At 62.5% G+C, this 18,003-nt stretch carries 14 protein-coding genes; 13 read left to right on the forward strand and 1 reads right to left on the reverse strand.

The window, feature by feature from the left end:
• Positions 1 to 5: 5 nt before the first annotated feature.
• Entirely contained in the window at positions 6 to 1,127 is a 1,122-nt protein-coding gene (locus tag NQ490_RS07925) for a metallophosphoesterase (RefSeq protein WP_007047975.1), read from the forward strand.
• Positions 1,128 to 1,359: 232 nt separating this feature from the next.
• Here the strand turns inward: NQ490_RS07925 and NQ490_RS07930 are convergent, their stop codons facing one another.
• Positions 1,360 to 2,541, reverse strand: a complete 1,182-nt coding sequence (locus NQ490_RS07930; RefSeq protein WP_040917863.1) for an IS110 family RNA-guided transposase — start codon at positions 2,539 to 2,541, stop codon at positions 1,360 to 1,362.
• 332 nt (positions 2,542 to 2,873) lie between these two features.
• Here NQ490_RS07930 and NQ490_RS07935 point away from each other — a divergent pair, with 332 nt between their 5' ends.
• From NQ490_RS07935 to NQ490_RS07990, 12 genes are all read left to right on the forward strand, one after another.
• Entirely contained in the window at positions 2,874 to 3,620 is a 747-nt protein-coding gene (locus tag NQ490_RS07935; protein ID WP_007047974.1) for a tyrosine-type recombinase/integrase, read from the forward strand.
• A 336-nt stretch (positions 3,621 to 3,956) separates the two neighbouring features.
• Complete coding sequence (locus NQ490_RS07940; RefSeq protein ID WP_040918397.1) at positions 3,957 to 4,763, forward strand: tyrosine-type recombinase/integrase; 807 nt, start codon at positions 3,957 to 3,959, stop codon at positions 4,761 to 4,763.
• A gap of 742 nt (positions 4,764 to 5,505) precedes the next feature.
• Complete coding sequence (locus NQ490_RS07945; protein ID WP_040918394.1) at positions 5,506 to 7,971, forward strand: LPXTG cell wall anchor domain-containing protein; 2,466 nt, start codon at positions 5,506 to 5,508, stop codon at positions 7,969 to 7,971.
• A 175-nt stretch (positions 7,972 to 8,146) separates the two neighbouring features.
• The gene (locus NQ490_RS07950) at positions 8,147 to 9,142 is read left to right on the forward strand and encodes a 2-hydroxyacid dehydrogenase (RefSeq protein ID WP_007047971.1); all 996 of its coding nucleotides are present in this window, start codon (positions 8,147 to 8,149) and stop codon (positions 9,140 to 9,142) included.
• 70 nt (positions 9,143 to 9,212) lie between these two features.
• Complete coding sequence (locus NQ490_RS07955; RefSeq protein ID WP_007047970.1) at positions 9,213 to 9,584, forward strand: RidA family protein; 372 nt, start codon at positions 9,213 to 9,215, stop codon at positions 9,582 to 9,584.
• Between the two features lie 381 nt (positions 9,585 to 9,965).
• A complete protein-coding gene (locus NQ490_RS07960) occupies positions 9,966 to 10,871 on the forward strand; it encodes a ribonuclease Z (protein WP_259951043.1) in 906 nt (301 codons plus the stop codon).
• Positions 10,868 to 11,218 carry a NusG domain II-containing protein gene (locus NQ490_RS07965; RefSeq protein WP_007047966.1) on the forward strand — a complete coding sequence of 117 codons (351 nt, stop codon included), beginning with the start codon at positions 10,868 to 10,870 and terminating at the stop codon, positions 11,216 to 11,218. The genes NQ490_RS07960 and NQ490_RS07965 overlap by 4 nt, the downstream gene beginning before the upstream one ends.
• Positions 11,219 to 11,234: 16 nt before the next feature.
• Positions 11,235 to 11,735, forward strand: a complete 501-nt coding sequence (locus tag NQ490_RS07970) for a GNAT family N-acetyltransferase (RefSeq protein WP_007047965.1) — start codon at positions 11,235 to 11,237, stop codon at positions 11,733 to 11,735.
• 4 nt (positions 11,736 to 11,739) lie between these two features.
• Positions 11,740 to 12,870 carry an exonuclease SbcCD subunit D gene (locus NQ490_RS07975; RefSeq protein ID WP_007047964.1) on the forward strand — a complete coding sequence of 377 codons (1,131 nt, stop codon included), beginning with the start codon at positions 11,740 to 11,742 and terminating at the stop codon, positions 12,868 to 12,870.
• Positions 12,867 to 15,362, forward strand: a complete 2,496-nt coding sequence (locus NQ490_RS07980; protein WP_259951046.1) for an AAA family ATPase — start codon at positions 12,867 to 12,869, stop codon at positions 15,360 to 15,362. The genes NQ490_RS07975 and NQ490_RS07980 overlap by 4 nt, the downstream gene beginning before the upstream one ends.
• A 468-nt stretch (positions 15,363 to 15,830) precedes the next feature.
• The gene (locus tag NQ490_RS07985; RefSeq protein ID WP_259951048.1) at positions 15,831 to 17,228 is read left to right on the forward strand and encodes an aminotransferase class I/II-fold pyridoxal phosphate-dependent enzyme; all 1,398 of its coding nucleotides are present in this window, start codon (positions 15,831 to 15,833) and stop codon (positions 17,226 to 17,228) included.
• Between the two features lie 93 nt (positions 17,229 to 17,321).
• A complete protein-coding gene (locus NQ490_RS07990) occupies positions 17,322 to 17,981 on the forward strand; it encodes a rhomboid family intramembrane serine protease (protein ID WP_007047958.1) in 660 nt (219 codons plus the stop codon).
• Positions 17,982 to 18,003 lie beyond the last annotated feature (22 nt).

Consider the following 18,003-nt stretch of genomic DNA (forward strand, 5'->3'; position numbering starts at 1 on the left):
GTGCCATGTATCCTCCCTTTTTTCAGTTCGTGCTGCCCCGGGTGGGGCAGGCCGCCCTGGCTGTGCTGCTCTACCTGAACTTCCTCCAGCTGCCGCCGCTGGCCTGGCTCGCCCCCTGGCCGCTGCTCTGCTACGGCCTGCCCCTGCTCCTGGTGGCCCTGCTGGCCTGGTTCGCCCGGGATCCCCTGGGCATCGGCATCGTGCTGGCGGGCTACCTCACCGCCTTCTACTGCCTGGGCAACCTCACAGGCCTCGCCGCCCGGCTGGCGGGCGGTCCGGTCTGGACCCTCTGGCAGATCCTCTGGCTGGAGGGCGTCACCCCCTGGCTGCTCACCGGGCTTGTCTGGTGGCGGGGCAACCGCCGCGCGGTGCGGCTGTGCACCACCCGCTACCGCCTGACCACCTCCAAACCCCTGCCCGGCGGCCACCTTACCATCGTCCAGATCAGCGACATCCACCCCAACCCCCGGGCCGCCATGCACCGGGGCCGCATCCCCGAGCTGCGGGCCGCCATTGAGGCCTGCCACCCCGATCTGCTGGTGTTCACCGGGGACATCTTCGACGAATACACCGAACCGGAGGAATTCGCGGCGTTCTGCGACCTCTTCGGGGAACTGAAAGCGCCCCTGGGCAAATACTACGTGCTGGGCAACCACGACCTCTTCCACCACTGGCGGGAACCCAGCTTTGACCGCGCCGCCCTGGAACAGGCCATGGCCCGGGCCGGGGTGCGCATCCTGGAGGACACCGCCGTGCTGGTGAAGGGGGTGCGCATCCTGGGCCGCAAGGACTACCTCTACACCGGCGGGCGCCGGTTCACCGCCGCCCAGCTGCTCCCCGGCGGCCCCGACGGCCACTACACGGTCTGGCTGGACCACGAACCCCGGGATTTCAAAAACGCCGCGGCGGCGGGGGCGGACCTGATCCTCAGCGGCCACACCCACGGCGGGCAGATCTGGCCCGCGGGGGCGGCGGGCATGGTGGCCAAAAACGAGCGAAACTACGGCAAAAAACGGGTGAGCGGCCGCTGCACGGCCATCGTCAGCGGCGGCACCGGCACCTGGGGCTACCGGCTGCGCACCCAGGGCAGGACCGAGATCGTCTGCGTCAAGGTGGAACAGGCATAAAAACGGCAAACGCCCGCGTCTTTCGGGACGCAGGCGTTTTTTTTATTTTGCAAAAGGGGATGGGGTGTTCATTTTTCCCCGGAAACCGGGTACACTAAATAGCACTTTACGAAAGATTAACTATTAAAAGTCAACCCCAAAAATGAATGGTGGTGGTGAAAAGAGATAGTTCAAGAAAGGTATAGCAAAGCAGAGGTCCGTAGGGACCCCGGCGTAGGCTAACAAGATGGAATTAGGCCGCCAAGCTGCAATAAGGCTGTCTGGATCTTTCCAGGGCAAACAGCAGACGAACTAACTTTTTGGTGGCATGAGAAAGTGCGACATTGTAGTGTTTGCCTTCATCTCTTTTCTTAGCAAGGTAAGCAGCAAAGGTTGGGTCCCAGTGACATACATACTTGGCTGCGTTGTAAAGAGCGTAGCGTAAGTATCGAGAGCCACGCTTCTCCATGTGGGGATAGCAATTTTTGAGCTGCCCGGACTGGTAAGTAGAAGGCGACATTCCGGCGTAGGCCAATAATTTGTCCGGTGACTCAAACCGAGAGAAGTCGCCGATTTCAGCAAGAATCATGGCAGCCATACGAAAGCCCATGCCAGGGATAGTTGTAATGGGAGACTGTATCTTGTCCATCATTGTCTCAATTTCAGCCTCGATTTCAGCGATCTCAGCATCCAATTCACGGATAAGCCGGATGGTATGTTGCAATTCCAGGGATTTGGCAGGCATACAGGACCCAACAGAATTCTGAGCAGCGCTCCGGATAGTAACAGCCATATCCCGACCGTAGCGACCTTTGGAGGCGTTCCCCAAAAGGGTTTTGAGCCTTGTCAGGTGTGCCTTGGCAATCTGTTTGGAACCTGGAAACTCTTCCAGCAGAGCGTAGACAGTCGCCAAATGGAGAGAGGACACCAGCTTCTCCAGTTCAGGGAAGAGAATGCAAACCAGTCTGGAAATTGAGCTTTTCAGCTTTGCTCGTTCTTTCACCTTGTCAAAACGGTATCTGGTGAGTGACTTTAGTTCCTCGTTGTGATATGCTGTATTCGTGTAGGGTTTGAGGCCCACATCGGATAACAGCATAGCAGCAATGGTTCGAGCATCTACACGGTCGGTCTTGGTCTTTCGCAGGCTGAGACTTTTCCGGTAGAGATTCGTGCGTAAGGGATTCAAGACATAGGTGGCCAGACCGTTGTCCAGAAGAAACCCAAGAATGTTGTAGCTGTAATGCCCGGTTGCCTCAAGCCCTACTTTTATTTTGTCCTGCGGTGTAGTACAAGCTCGAATTTTTTCCAGTAGAGCATAAAAACCGTCCATGTTGTTAGGGATAGTAAAAACATCCGCCAGGACTTCACCCTCTGAGCTTACAATGAAGCAATCATGCTTGTTTTTTGAGACATCAATGCCAACAGAAACTACCATAACAAATACCTCCAGAGAAAATATGTGATGCTGCATCCACAGTACACCTTACTTTTGTAGCCTTGTTCCACATAAACCGTCTGGCGGTATTTAACTGATTAACAAAATTGTAAGGGGCTGTGGTTGGAACCTTTCGTGAACCATCTTGTGGTAGGAGCCGCCAACCAATCCACAGCATCCCTTACAGTGTAGCACAGCCCTTGGAGAGGGGCTCTAATAACTACTACTCTATAATACAAGGAGCACCCCTGTCCATGACTTTGCAAGCCTATTCCGACTGGATGTAGGCCCGGGAGTACAGCGCCGGGACCATCGAAAAATATATCCGCGATGTGAGGCGGTTCTTTCACGAGACCCACGCCGCACCGCTGCCCGACAAACAGACCGTCGCCGACTGGCGGGACAGTCTGGTGAAACGGGGGTATTCGGCCTCCAGCGTCAACGCCATGCTGGCGGCCGTCAACGGCTACCAGGAATGCTGCGGCAATCCCCAGGGCAAGGCCAAGCCTCTCAAGTGCCAGCACCGGGTCTTCTCCGACGCCGGGCGGGAACTGAGCCGCGCCGAATATTTCCGCCTGCTTCAGGCTGCCCGGGAAACCGGCCGCAAACGCACCCTGCTGGTGCTGCAGACCCTCTGCGCCACCGGCATCCGGGTGTCGGAACTGGCCTATATCACCGCTGAGGCCGTCCACCGCCGCCGGGCCTCCATCCGCTGCAAGGGCAAGTGCCGGGACATCCTGCTGCCCGCCCAGCTCTGCAAACGCCTGGAACGCTGGTGCGCCCGCCGCCATATCCATGCGGGCCCCGTCTTCGTCACCCGCACCGGCCGCCCCCTGGACCGCGTCACCGTCTGGAAAGAAATGAAGGCCCTGTGCAAACGGGCCGGTGTGGCGCGGGAAAAGGTCTTCCCCCACAACCTGCGGCACCTGTTTGCCAGGACCTTCTATCATATCGAAAAAAATCTCTCCAAACTGGCGGACCTGCTGGGCCACTCCAGCATCGAGACGACGCGCATCTATATCATGGAATCCGGCGCCGAACACCAGCGCCTGCTGGAACAGATGCACCTTTTACTGTAAATACTACAAAAGTACGGTTCTGTTGCAAAGGCTTTGCTGCGTTTCGGCAAAAAACAGCGAAAAAAAGCTTTTTTTAAATTTCAGGGAAGTTACATAAGAAAAGACACACGAAATCTGTCGAGCGTCCTTGCTGGTTGCTCGACTGATTTCGTGTGTCCATTTTTGGTAAAACCGACAAAATGGTGCACGACTCCTTGCATTTTGGAGGGGCTTGTGCTACCATAGATACGTGGTTTTTTGCCGGACAGGCAGAGCCATTCGGTTTCGCCCGCCAGAAGAGCGGGCCTTTGCAACAGAACCGTACTTTTGTTGGAGGCAGGCAGAAAGGGAGTAACCGTGGAAGACAAAAAGGAAATTTTGCCAGGCTACCCGATTGAACAATACCTGCAGGAAAAAAAAGAAACCGACTGGAATGCAGAAACACGTGCCAGCTACCGGCGCATCCTGTATGAACTGCAGGCCTACCTGGAATCCGATGGACCGGCCGATGCGGCGGCGCTCCGGCGCTGGCAGCAGAATCTGCGCGACGCCGGCTATCGCCAGCAAAGTATCAACATCCGCATCTCGGCGGCCAACAACTATTTCCGCTGGTGCGGACGGTATGATCTGCTCATGCACCACCAGAGCGAACCTGCAGCCCCCACACCGGAACTGACCCGGGCGGAATATCTCCGCCTGCTGCGCGCGGCCAGAAAACACGGCTGGCATCAGCTGTACCTCCTGGTCAAGCTGTTCGCCGTGACCGGGCTGCCGCTGCAGTGCCTTGACCAGGTCACCCCGCAGATCGTCCAGGCGGGCAGCGCACTGCTTCCCTGGCGCAGCGGCCGCTTCTCCTTCAGGCTGCCGGAATCCCTGCGCCGGGAACTGCTGGACTATATCGCGGAAAACGCCATCACCGCCGGACCGGTCTTCGTCACCCGGAGCGGAAAACCCATCAACCGCTCCAACCTCTGCCGCAAAATGCAGGAACTCTGCCGGGAGGCAGGTGTCCCGGAGGAAAAGGGCAGCCCCCGCTGCCTGCGCAATCTCTGCCGCGCCACCCAGGACAATCTGTATGCCAGTCTGGAACAGCAGCTGCAGCAGGTGTACGATATGCTGCTGCAGGCGGAACAGGAATCCGTCGGCTGGCTTGCCGGAGCCTGAACGCCCCGTTATTTTACTGGAACATTCGAACTTAACGGATGTGCCGATATAGAGTCGTTATTATTTTAAAGGAGGAATTATCAAAATGCGAACAGTCAGAACAGGCTTTCGCCGCATCATCGCAATGATATGCGCACTGGCATTGTGCGCTGGCATGCTGCCCTTTGCGGCTTTTGCAGAGGATCCAGAAAATGACGGGTCCGGTTCAACGGGTTCCGCGACGACGGAGAAAACACCGGGGGAAATCCCTCCCTCCGCCGGAGTAGAATTACTTGGTGGAACACCAAGAAACCTGGGAAATTATAAGGTTATTGTACAGGCGGTTATCCGCGACGAATCCGGCGGTTGGGTTAGTACAAATGCCCTGCCCAGCAAATTTTTCAATGGGACCACTGCGGGAGGATCTTCCGGAGACGCTGGAAGTTCCGGTTCCTGGCAATGGACGGCGCAGGATGGAGGGTATACTTTAACAGGTCAGTTTGACTCCCATGCTAATGTGTGGGGAAACTTGAAGTATCCCACCTCCTTATGGAATTATGATACCGATGAGCTTCAGTTTATGGGAATCGGTAAGAACTCCTATTCTACAGAGGTCGCTTATTCTGACGATGTAGACTCGTCCTTCCTTTTTGAGAGAAATTCGTACCCGTTAGGTGTGGCATCCGGCACGGAATGGAGAACCTATATCTTCCAGCAAAAAGGGCCCTCGGCTCCCGCTATCCCGGACCCAACGCCGGATGATTTGGACAATCTGGGTGAAATCGTCAATATTATCTGTACCACCAACACTGCTCAGCATCCCACGATCACCAGCGAAGTGATCGGCAGTAAAGATATAGACTATACTATCACACATGAAGAAAATGCGGCCACGGCCACAGTTACCATCATCAATGCGGACCTTTATGTGGCAAAATATAACGAGACGTATGTAGACCATACGCTGGACAATGATACTACCGCAGATTTGACCATAGGTCTCGTGTATGACGACGATACGAAACAGTGGACGGTGGCTTCTGACAACGGTACAGCTACAGTGTATGTCAAATGTACGACTACGCCTGTCACACCTCCGCTGCCCGATGGCGAAATCCTGAAAAGCATTCTGGGAAATGCCATTAAAGTGGAGTGTGCCACCGAAAACAGTGGGCATGACCCCATTGTCACGGGACTGTTGGGGGATAAGGATACCGACTATACCGTGACACAGTCCGGCAATACGGCCACCGTTACCATCACCGTAACCGATCCTTATGTGGCAAAGTATAACGAGGAGTATGCCGGACATACCTTGGGGGAGAACTCCGATCTGACCATCGGCCTCGTCTATGACGGAGGCAACTGGGTTCTGGATCCCAATAACAACACCGCTACGGTATACGTCCAGTGCACTGTGCCGTCCAACATTCCCGATCCCACGAATGAGGATGTACGGGATGCGCTGAATGGGGCAGGCAACATCGTCAGCATCGAGTGCACCAACAACAGCGCCCATGAGCCCGTCACCAGCGGGCTGCGCGGTGCCGCACCCAAGGACTACATCATTACCCACGAACCCGACGCCGCTACGGCAACCATCACCATTCAGAATACCGGCGTTTATCTTACTACATACAACAAGGCCTATCCCGGCCATGTCTTGGATGAGGGGTCTGACCTGGTGCTGGGCCTCATTTATGAAGGCGGCGCCTGGAAGCTGAATCCGGAGGACAACACCGCCACGATCTATGTGACCTGCCCGGATATCGTGGTGACGCCCGCCAGCATGGTCATCTACAAAGGTGGCGAAACAAACACCACCGACAGCAATGTGGAAATTGTGGGGGCCGACGGAAATCCCATCACCAATGCGGACGGTTCTCTGCCGGAGATCGGCTTCTATCTGGAACTGTCGGATGAATTGAACGCCGAGCTGCGCAGCAAACTGAATGTGCCGGAGGATGAGGTGCTGAACCTATCCGATCTCGTTACTCTTACGGCCGATGTGCAGGGCAGCTCCGGCGAGACCCTTTCCTGGAAACTGGAAAAATACAGCGACGGCAACGGATCCAGCTCCACGGTGGAAAGCAAAAACGGACGGTATATCTACAAGATCGTTCCGGAAACCCCCGGAAGCGGAACGAAACTGAAGGTGTCTTTCTATACCGAAACGGAGACGACAGGCCAGAAAAACTATGTGAACAGCGATAATTTTGCCCTGACGGATTCTCTTTCGGAAACCTACCAGATGGAAATCTACGGCGACCGCGTGGATGCCGCTACCCTGAAAGCGACCATCGAAATCAACGGGGAGGAACAGACCATCGGTGTCAAGGGATCTGACACGCCGGCTACCCTGACGGTCCGCTATGTGGTGGGTGCTCAGGATGCCGTGGTGACCCCGTCCTATGACACCATTGTGCATGCTTCCGAGGTGGATGATCCCAATCAGGATGCGCTGAAAAAGGCCTATGTGATCCGCAGCAACGGTACGCAGCCTGCCGTGGATGACTTCATGGTCAATGAGAGCAATGTCCAGGTGGCGGCATCGGATGTCTCGCTGCTGGCTGATGCCATTGCGGATACGGTCGGCACCACCTTCGAAGAAACTCTGAAGTCAAAAGCCGGCAAGGAAGTGGCCTCGAAGTTCCAGTTGAAGGAAGCCAACCTGCAAAGCCAGGCACAGTATCTGGACTTGGTGGATGCCACCAACGGCAACGCCTGGGTGACCACCGAGCAGGATGTTACCATCTATCTGCCCTTCCCCAAGGAAACCGACGCCAACACAACCTTCTATCTGGCGCACTTTGATGGCCTTGACCGCAACACCTCTGTGGATGCTATGGAAGCTGCGGTAGAGAGCAAGGTGCCGACGGTTACCAAAGTGGCTGCCGACCAGTACGGTGTTTATTTCGAGGCCAGTGATTTCTCGCCCTACGTGCTGGTGTGGGATACCACCAAGACCCAGCCCACCACGCCGGATGACGATAACGACGACGATAACAATAACGACAACAACAACGCTACTACCACCAACAACAACAATACCAGCACCACCAATGTCAGCGTGAACAATAACGCGGCAGCGGCAGCGCCTGCGGCCACGGCGGCCATCCCGCAGACCGGCGACGCAATGCCCGTTGGCCTGCTGGGCGGTGTGGCGGTTGTTGCGGCGGCAGCCTTCGCGGCACTCTTCGTGCTGCGCAAGCGCAAGCACAATGACTGATCGCAGTCTGTGACCCTGTAAACGCATCATGCGCCGGGGCTCCTTCGGGAGCCCCGGCGTTTTTGTTTGGCTCCATCACCAAAATGTTGCCGGGACAACATACAACCGGACGGGAATCCGGTATAGTTAAGTGTCTGAAAACACATACTACCGCAAAAGGAGGAACCCCCCTGTTATGAAGATCATCTTTTACGGTACGCGGGACTACGACCGCCTGTACTTTGAACTGCTGGCCGCCGACCCCGAATACGGCTGCTCCATCAAATTCCTGGCCGCCAATCTGGACGTGGACACCGCCCCGCTGGCTGAGGGCGGCGACGCTGTCTGCGCCTTTGTGAACTCGGACTGCTCCGCCCCGGTGCTGGAAGCCCTGGCCAAGGCGGGCATCCGGCTGCTGCTCATGCGGTGTGCGGGCTTCAACAACGTGGACCTGGACGCCGCCAAGCGGCTGGGCATCACGGTGCTGCGGGTGCCGGGCTACAGCCCCGAGGCCGTGGCCGAACACGCCATGGCCCTGGCCCAGGCGGCCAACCGCCGCATCTGCAAGGCCTATATCAAGGTGCGCAACAACAACTTTGCCCTGGACGGTCTGCTGGGCTACAACCTCTACGGTTCCTGCGCGGGCATCATCGGCACGGGACGCATCGGCGCCGCCATGGCCCGCATCTGCCACGGTTACGGCATGACGGTGCTGGCCTACGACCAGTACCACAACCCCGATCTGGAGGGCATCGTCCGCTACGTGGAGCTGGATGAGCTGCTCCGGGCGGCGGACCTCATCAGCCTGCACTGCCCCCTGACCGCCGAGACCCATCACCTCATCAACGCCGAGACCATCGCCAAGATGCGGGACAACGCCATCCTGGTGAATACCAGCCGGGGCGGCCTCATCGACACCGACGCCCTCATTGCCGCCCTGCGCAACCGCAAGTTCGCAGGCGTGGGCCTGGACGTCTACGAGGACGAGGACGGCCAGGTGTTCGAGGATTTCTCCGACACCGTGCTGGAAAACGAGGTGGTGCCCATCCTGCTCAGCTTCCCCAACGTGGTCATCACCAGCCATCAGGCCTTCTTCACCCGGACCGCTCTGCAGAGCATCGCCATCATCACCATGGAGAACGCCCGCGCCTATGCCCGGGGCGAAAAGCTGGTCAACGAGGTGAAGGCGTAAAAGGGGACTGGCCTTTTGCGCCGCGATGCGGTACAATGAAAGCAATCTACCGTAAAAGGAGTTGTTTTGTATGAAACGCATCGTCACCGACAAGGCCCCCGCCGCCCTGGGCCCCTATGTGCAGGCCGTGGATGACGGCACCACCGTCTATTGCAGCGGCCAGCTGGGCCTGGATCCCGCCACCAACACCCTGGCCGACGGCGTGGCCGCCCAGACCCGGCAGTCCCTGCAGAACCTCCGGGCCGTTCTGGCGGAAGCGGGGCTGACTCTGGCCCATGTGGTCAAGACCACCGTGTTCGTGCAGGATCTGGCCGATTTCGGCACCGTGAACGAGGTCTACGCCGAACTGTTCGGCGAGACCGTCCCCGCCCGCAGCTGCGTCCAGATCGCCGCCCTGCCCAAAGGCGCGCTGGTGGAGATCGAGTGCATCGCCGTGCGGTGAGAATCTCAAAAGGGAGGTTCGGATTCAGCGGCTGCGCCGCGTCTCCTGCACCTCCCTCTTGGACACCCACCGTCGCGTCCAGCCCCGTCCTCATGCCGCTTGCGGCGACTCGTACGGGTCCGGACGCTCTCAGGGTATCGCCCTCGTCGGCACATGTCCGCCGAGGACGATGAGATTGTGTTCCTTCTTTGCAAAGAAGGAACCGAAGAAATTCCAAACAAAAATAGCCCGAGGGGTGTTACCCCTTGGGCTATTTTTCATTAGAGTTCTTTTGGTTCTTTTCTTGCAAGAAAAGAACATAGTTCGCTTCCGCAGGGGTTGCAAAATGTGCTATAATGTACTCTGTATATTGGGGTACTGTTGGGAAAGGGGGATTTTGCCATGCTTACCGTGACGTTGCTGGGCTGCGGCGGCACCCAGCCGCTGCCCCACCGGGCGCTGTCCGCCCTCACCGTCAGCGTGGGGGGCGCCGCCGTATTGCTGGACTGCGGCGAGGGTACCCAGACCGCCCTGCGCCGCTGGGGCGTCAGCGCCTACCGGCTGACCCACATCCTGCTCACCCACTACCACGGGGACCACATCCTGGGCCTGCCGGGCCTGCTGCAGACCCTGTCCAGCCTGGGCCGCACCGGGCCGCTGACCATCACCGGCCCGGCGGGGCTGGACGCCGTGGCGGCGCCCATCGCTGCCCTGGCGGGACCGCTGCCCTTTGCCGTGCACTGGCAGGAGGCGGGGGACCAGCCCTTCGGGGCGGGACCTCTCACCGTGACGCCGGTGCCCCTGCAGCACCGGGTGCCCTGCTGCGGCTATGCGCTGCATCTGCCCCGGGCCGGACGGTTCGACACCGCCCGGGCGCTGGCGGCGGGGGTGCCGGTCTCCCTGTGGGGACGGCTGCAGGCAGGGGAGGCCGTGGGCGGCTTCACCCCCGACCAGGTGCTCGGCCCGCCCCGGCGGGGGCTGACCGTGGTCTACGCCACCGACACCAGCCCCTGCCCGGCGCTGCTGGAAGCCGCCCGGGACGCCGACCTGCTCTGCATGGACGCCACCTACCCCGACGACGCCGACCGGGACAAGGCCCGGCTCTACGGCCACGCCACCTGCCGGGAAACCGGCGCCCTGGCCGCCGAAGCCGGGGTGCGGCGGCTCTGGCTGACCCACTATTCCGCCGCCGTCACCGACCTGGAACCGGGGCTGGCGGCGGCCCGCAGCCAATACCCCGGCGCCGTGGCCGGTACCGACGGACTGCGGCTGGAACTGGATTTTGACAAAGAGGACGAACCGACGTGACATTTTTGCAAAAACACCGCAAGGACCTGCTGTTTACGGCGGTACTGCTGGTGCTGGCGGGGGTGCTGTTCCGCTTCACCCATCCCGGCGGCGCCGGGACGGTGGCTGTGCTGCGGTACGGCGACCCCCAGACCGAACAGATCATCGACCTGACCAAGGACGCCCGGTACGACATCGACACCGGGGTGTATACCATCCATCTGCAGGTGGCGGAGGGCGGCATCGCCTTCGTGGACAGTCCCTGTCCCGACCACACCTGCGAGGGCTTCGGCGTACTGCGCAATGTGGGCGACTGGGCCGCCTGCCTGCCCGCCCAAGCCAGCCTGACCATCGAAGAAAGCCCCTGAACAAAGGAGTGTACCCATGAAACCGACCTTCAAACAAGTGACCAAGACCCGCTACGTGGAGCTGGTGAGCGAGCTGGCCAAGGAGATCTTCGTGCAGCATTACACGAAGCTCACCCCCAAGGTGGCCGCCGCCCTGGCCGACAAATACCAGAGCGACGTGCTCACCGACGACGAGATCCACAGCGGGGTCATCAACTATTTTCTGATCTATCTGGGCAGCGAGCCGGTGGGCTATTTTGCCATGGACTTAGGGCCTGCGGGGGCGCTGTGTCTCAGCCGTCTGTTCCTGAAAGAGAAGGCCCGGGGTCAGGGCATCGGCCGCAGCGTGGTGGCCTACGCCCAGAAGCTGGCCGAGGGCGACGGCCGCAGCCGCCTGTACATGCAGGTGTGGGCCCGGGACCTGAAAGCCGAGATGTTCTGCAAGAAATGCCGGTTCCGCAAGGCGGAGACGGTGCCCGTGGAGGTGCTGCCCGGCGTGACGCTGGACATCACCACCTGGGAAAAACTTTGGAGATGACTGCATGAAATTTCTGCATCTGGCGGACCTGCACCTGGGCAAACGGGTGAACGGGTTCGATCTGCTGGAGGACCAGCGTTTCATCCTGGAACAGGTGCTGGCCCTGTGTGACGAACACGACGTGGAGGCCGTGCTGCTGGCGGGGGACATCTACGACGCCCCGGTGCCGCCGGCGTCGGCCTGCACCCTGCTGGACTGGTTCCTGACCCAGCTGGCGGGGCGGCGCATCCCGGTGCTGGCCATCGCGGGCAACCACGACAGCGCCGAGCGGCTGGATTTTGCGGCGGGACTGCTGGCGGCCCAGGGGGTACACCTGGCCGGACGGTTCACCGGCGCACCGCGCCAGATCGTGCTCAACGACCGCCACGGCCCGGTGGAGTTCACCCTGCTGCCCTTTGTGCGGGCGGCCACCGTGCGCCATTTTCTGCCCGACGCCGACCTGCCCGACTACGACAGCGCCGTGGCCGCGGCCCTGGGAGCCTGCCAGCCGGCAGCGCCCCGGCGGGTGCTGCTGGCCCACCAGATGGTGGTGGCGGGGGTCTGCCCGCCCCAGCTGTCCGGCAGCGAGACGGCACCCCTGACGGTGGGCACGGTGGATTCCATCGACGCTTCCCGGTTTGACGGCTTTGCCTATGCGGCCCTGGGGCACATCCACCGGGCCCAGCGGGTGGGCAGCGACACCGTGCGGTACGCCGGGGCGCCGCTGTGCTATCACCTGGACGAGTGCGGCACGGAAAAATCCGTGACGCTGGTGGACCTGGGCCGCCGCGGCGTGGAGGACATCCAGCTGCTGCCCCTGATCCCCCGCCGCGCCATGCGCCACCTGACGGGACCGCTGGCCAAACTCACCGAACATCCCACCGACACGGGGGATTACATCTGGGCTACGCTGACCGACCCCACGCCGCTGCCCGACGCCATGGCCGCCCTGCGGGCTGCCTACCCCAACGCCATGCGGCTGGACTACCAGCCCCGGGGCAGCGCCGCCGGTCCTGCCGACGCGGCCCTGGCCGTGCGGGGCAAGCCCTTTGCCGAGCTGTTCCAGGACTTTTTCACCCAGATGAACGGCCGCCCCCTGACCATCGAGGAGGCCCGGGCCGTGAAGCAGCTGCGAGAGGAGGCCGCCAAAGCATGAAACCCCTGTACCTGACCCTGTGTGCCTTCGGGCCCTATGCCGGGCGCACCGAGCTGGATTTTGCCAAATTCGGCGGCAGCGGCCTGTTCCTGATCGGCGGCGACACCGGCGCCGGCAAGACCGCCCTGTTTGACGCCATCACCTTTGCCCTCTACGGCGAGACCACCGGCGAAAACCGCAAGACCACCATGCTGCGCAGCGATTTCGCCGCCCCCGACGCCGAGACCTTCGTGGAGCTGACCTTCGCCCACCGGGGCCGCACCTACGTGGTGCGCCGCTGGCCGGAGCAGCAGCGCGCCGCCAAGCGGGGCAGCGGCATCGTGAAAAGCCCGCCCCGGGCGGAACTGATCCGGGAACCGGAAGCCCCGGTCTCGGGCGCCCAGGCCGTGACGGCGGCGGTGGTCAAGTTGCTGGGCATCGACGCCAAGCAGTTTGCCCAGGTGTCCATGCTGGCCCAGAACGACTTCACCCGGCTGCTCAACGCGCCGTCCGCCGACCGCGCCGACATCCTGCGCCAGATCTTTGACACCGCCGACCACCAGCGGCTGGGACAGGCGGCCATCCGCCACGCCCGGGAGGCCGACGAGGCCTGCCGCCGTCTGGAGGAGGTGCTGCTCATGCATGTGGGCAGCCTGCTGGGCGCCGGGGCCGACGAGGAGACCGCCGCCGAACTGCAGAAGATCCAGGACGCCCGGGACGCCTTCGGGGCGGCGGGGGCGGTGGACCTGGCCAAACGGCTGCTGGAATTTGACGAGGCCATCGAGGCCCGGCAGAACGAGGTCATGGCCGACCTGGACGAGAAGATCGCCCGGGGAGACGCCGGGGTCAAGCTGGCCGAGGAACGGGTAGCCCGGCGGCGTCAGCTGGCGGGGCTGGTGGCGGAGGAAGCCCGCACGGCGGAGGTGCAGCGCCAGACCGAGGCGCTGCAGACCGAGCTGCAGACCCGCAGCGACGCGCTGAAACAGACCATCGCCGACACCGAGGCCGCCCGGGACGCCCTGGGCAAGACCGACACCGAGCAGGTGCGGCTGGAACACCACATCGAACTGGCGGAGAACCTGACCGCCACCTGCGAAACCCTGCTGCGCAGCCTGACGGCGGCGGATCAGGCCGCCGAAACGGCCGCCGCCCGCCAGCAGGACTACGTAAAGGCCCAGGCCGCGCTGGACGAGGCCGAGGCTCAGTACGCCGCGCTGCAGCGGCAGCTCAACGCCAACCGGGCGGGCCTGCTGGCCCAGCAATTGCAGCCGGGGCAGCCCTGCCCGGTCTGCGGTTCCACCGAACACCCCTGCCCGGCCCAGCTGCCGGGGGACCATGTGACCGAACAGGCCCTGGAGGAGCGGGAACAGGCCCTCACCGCCCAGCGGCGGGACACGGCGGCCTCCTCCCGCACGGCAGGGGATGCGGCCGCCCGGGCGGCCGAGCTGCGGGCCGCCCTGACCCGGGACGCGGCCTCCTTTTTTGCCCGCCGCGCCGGGCGGTACACCGGCAAACCGGCGGAGGAACTCTCCCCGGCGGAGCTGCGCGCCGCCCTGGAGGAACAGAAGACCAGTCTGGCCGAGGGGCTGAAAGGCCTGCGGGCCCAGCACGACGAATACAAGCGCCAGAGCGACAAGGCCCGGGCGCTGTCCGACCAGCTGGACAACCTGAACAACCAGCTGAAAGGGCTGGAAAAGCAGGCCTTTGCGGCCTCCCGCAAGGCGGCCAACGCCAAGGCGGGCCACGCTGCGGCGGCCGCCCGGGTGCAGCAGATGCAGGAGACGGTGCCCGGCAAGGAGGAATCCGACGCCCTGGCCAAGCTCCAGCAGGCCCTGGCCCGGCTGCGGGCCGACCGCGCCGCCGCCACCAACGCCCGGGACGCCGCCGTCCACCGGCTGCACACCAACCGCGCCGCCCTGGAGGGCATGGAAAAGACGCTGCGGGCCCTCTCCGCCGCCCGGGACAAACGGGCCATGTGGGACAATCTGTCCAAGACCATCAACGGCAACCTGGCCGGCAAGGTCAAGCTGCCCTTTGAACAGTACGTCCAGGCCTTCTACTTCGACGGCGTGGTGGAGGCGGCGAATCTGCGCTTCACCCGGATGACCGACGGCCAGTACCGGCTGCTCCGCCGCAAGAGCGAGGCGGTGGGCGGCAAGACCGCCCTGGACCTGGACGTCTTCGACGCCTACACCGGCAAGACCCGCCCGGTGGGCAGTCTGTCGGGAGGGGAGAGCTTCATGGCCGCCCTCTGCCTGGCGCTGGGCATCAGCGACACCATCCAGCAGAACGCCGGGGGCGTCACCATCGAGACCCTCTTCATCGACGAGGGCTTCGGTACCCTGGATTCCGACAGCCTGGAAAAGGCGGTGGACACGTTGGCGGGCCTCGCCGGCGGTGATAAGCTCATCGGGGTCATCTCCCACGTGGAGGCGCTGCAGTCCCGCCTGACGCGGCAGATCCGGGTCACCAAGACCCGCGCCGGCAGCAAGGCGGAGATTGTGCTGGAATAAGAATTTCTTTGCGAAGAAGAGCGGCAACACAGGAGGCTCGCGCTTCCTTTCTGTGTTCCTTTTTGAGCGACCAAAAAGGAACCGAAAAAGTCGCCGCTACTTCCGAGGCGCGGGGCACGGCTCAAGGGGCCTGCGGGCCCCTTAAGAAACCCCGGAGGTCTGGGGATGTCGCCCGAGACGATTTGATTTATCACGGCGGTGCAAGCTCACCGACCCGGCCCGCCCGTGGCTGCGGTGCAAGCTCATCCGGTCTCCGCGTTCTGAAACCCCGCCCGCCTTCGCGGACGGGCCCTGACCGGGAACGGGAAATTTCCCACCGCACCCCGGCGCATCCCATTTTGGTTTGTCTGTAGGGCGGGGATTTATCCCCGCCGGATGGTGGTGCGGGATTCCCGGATTATGATATGGGAGTTTCTTTGCCTACTTTCTTTGCAAAGAAAGTAGGTTTGCAAAAAAGGAACAAAGACTATGCAATCTATCTTACAACAACAATGTGAAGCGCTGGCCGCGGCGCGGTATCCCTTGCACATGCCGGGGCACAAGCGGCGGACGGCTCCTGCGCCGGGGCTGGGATGTTACGCCTTCGACCTCACCGAGATCCAGGGCGCCGACGACCTCCACGACGCCGACGGTATCCTGGCCGACGCCATGAGCCGCACCGCCGCCCTCTACGGCTCCGCCCGGTGCTGGTACCTGGTGGGCGGCTCCACCGTGGGGCTGCTGGCGGGCATCCGCGCCGCCGCCCCCTTCGGCAGCGAGGTCCTGGTGGCCCGCAACTGCCACAAGGCCGTCTACCACGCCCTCGAGCTGGGCCGCCTCACCGCCCACTATCTGACGCCCCCCGTGGTGCCGGACTTCGGCGTCTACGGCAGCGTGCCCCCCGCCGCGGTGGCCGCCGCCCTGGACGCCCACCCCGCCGTGCGGTGCGTCATTTTGACCAGCCCCACCTACGAGGGCGTCCAGAGCGACCTCAAGGCCATCGCGGACCTCTGCCACGCCCGGGGCGTGCCCCTCCTCGTGGACGAGGCCCACGGCGCCCACTATCTGCCTCTGGCCGAACCCTGCGGCTGGCGGGGCGGCGCCGTGGCGGCCGGGGCCGACCTCGTCGTGCAGAGCGCCCACAAGACGCTGCCCAGCCTGACCCAGACCGCCTGGCTGCATCTCAACGGTACCCGCATCGACCCCGCCGCCGTGGAACGGCAGCTGGACGTCTTCGAGACCAGCTCCCCCAGCTATCCGCTCCTCGTCAGCCTGGACGGCTGCACCGGCTGGCTGGCCACCGAAGGCCCCGCCGCCTTCGCCGCCTGGCGGCAGCGGCTGGACCGGTTCGCCGCCGCGGCCCGGCCATGGCACCACACCCCGGTGCTGGGCCTCGGGGCCGAACGGCAGGACTTTTACGGCTATGACGACGGCAAGATTTTGCTGCGCATCGGCGCGGCGGGAGCCGCCGACCTGCGGGGGGCCGGCTTCGAGCCGGAGATGGTCTGCGGCCCCAACGTGCTGGCCATGTCGAGCCCCTGCGACGACGCGGACGCTCTCGACCGGCTGGCGGATTTCCTCACCCGGCGGGACGAGACCGCCCCGCCGCCGCCCCGGGCGGGGGCCCTGCTGCCCGCCCCCGGCGCCGCCCGCTGCACCATCGCCGAGGCCCTGGACCGCCCGGCGGTGCGCTGCCCCCTGGCCGACGCCGCGGGAAAAACCGCCGCCGAGTACGTCTGGGCCTATCCCCCCGGGGTGCCGCTGCTGGCCCCCGGCGAGGAAGTCACCCCCGCCTTTCTGGAGGCCGCCGCGGCCCTGGCCGCCGACGGCACCGCTTTGCACCACACCGGCGCCGGAGATGCCCAAAACCTTGCCGTGCTGGGCTGAACGCCGCCCTCCTTCGACAGGGAACAGTTGCACTTCCCGCCCAAAAATGGTACAATAAACAGAACTATTCCAAACGTTCAGGAGGACCTGCCCATGCACTGGATCGATACCCTGGAACGCCGCTTCGGCCGGTACGGGATCCCGTATCTCGTCAACGCCCTCATCGTGGGACAGCTGGCCGTGGGGCTCTTCATCCTCATCATCAACTGGCGGCTGGGAACGGCCATCTCCCTGGACCGGGATGCCGTCCTCCACGGCCAGGTCTGGCGCCTCGTCACCTTCCTGTTCCAGCCCATCTGGCTGGGCAGCCTGCTGGGCATCCTCAACCTCTTCTTCTATTTCTGGATCGGCAACTCCCTGACCCGCTACTGGGGCGATTTCCGCATCACCCTCTATCTGCTGCTGGGCACCGTGGGCACCTGGATCGGCGCCTTCCTCACCGGCGCCGGCGGCCCCAGCGGCGTCTACCTCAGCATGCTCTTCGCCTACTGCTGGATGTGGCCCAACCAGGAAGTCCTGCTCTGGGGCATCATCCCCCTCAAAATGAAGTACCTGGGCTGGTTTGAACTGGCCCTGTGGCTGCTGCAGTTTATCACCAGCAATTTCGCCAACCGCGTCAGCCTCGTGCTGGGTATGGCCGGTTTCGTGGCCTTCCTCGGCCCCGAGGTGTTCTCCTGGTGCAAGGAGACCGTCTTCAGCTGGAAGCGCCGCCGGGACTGGAACAACCGCAATAACCGCAACAACCGCTGGTAAGGTATAAAATCGCGCGACATAA

This window comes from Subdoligranulum variabile (assembly GCF_025152575.1).
In the GTDB taxonomy this organism is placed as follows: domain Bacteria; phylum Bacillota; class Clostridia; order Oscillospirales; family Ruminococcaceae; genus Gemmiger; species Gemmiger variabilis.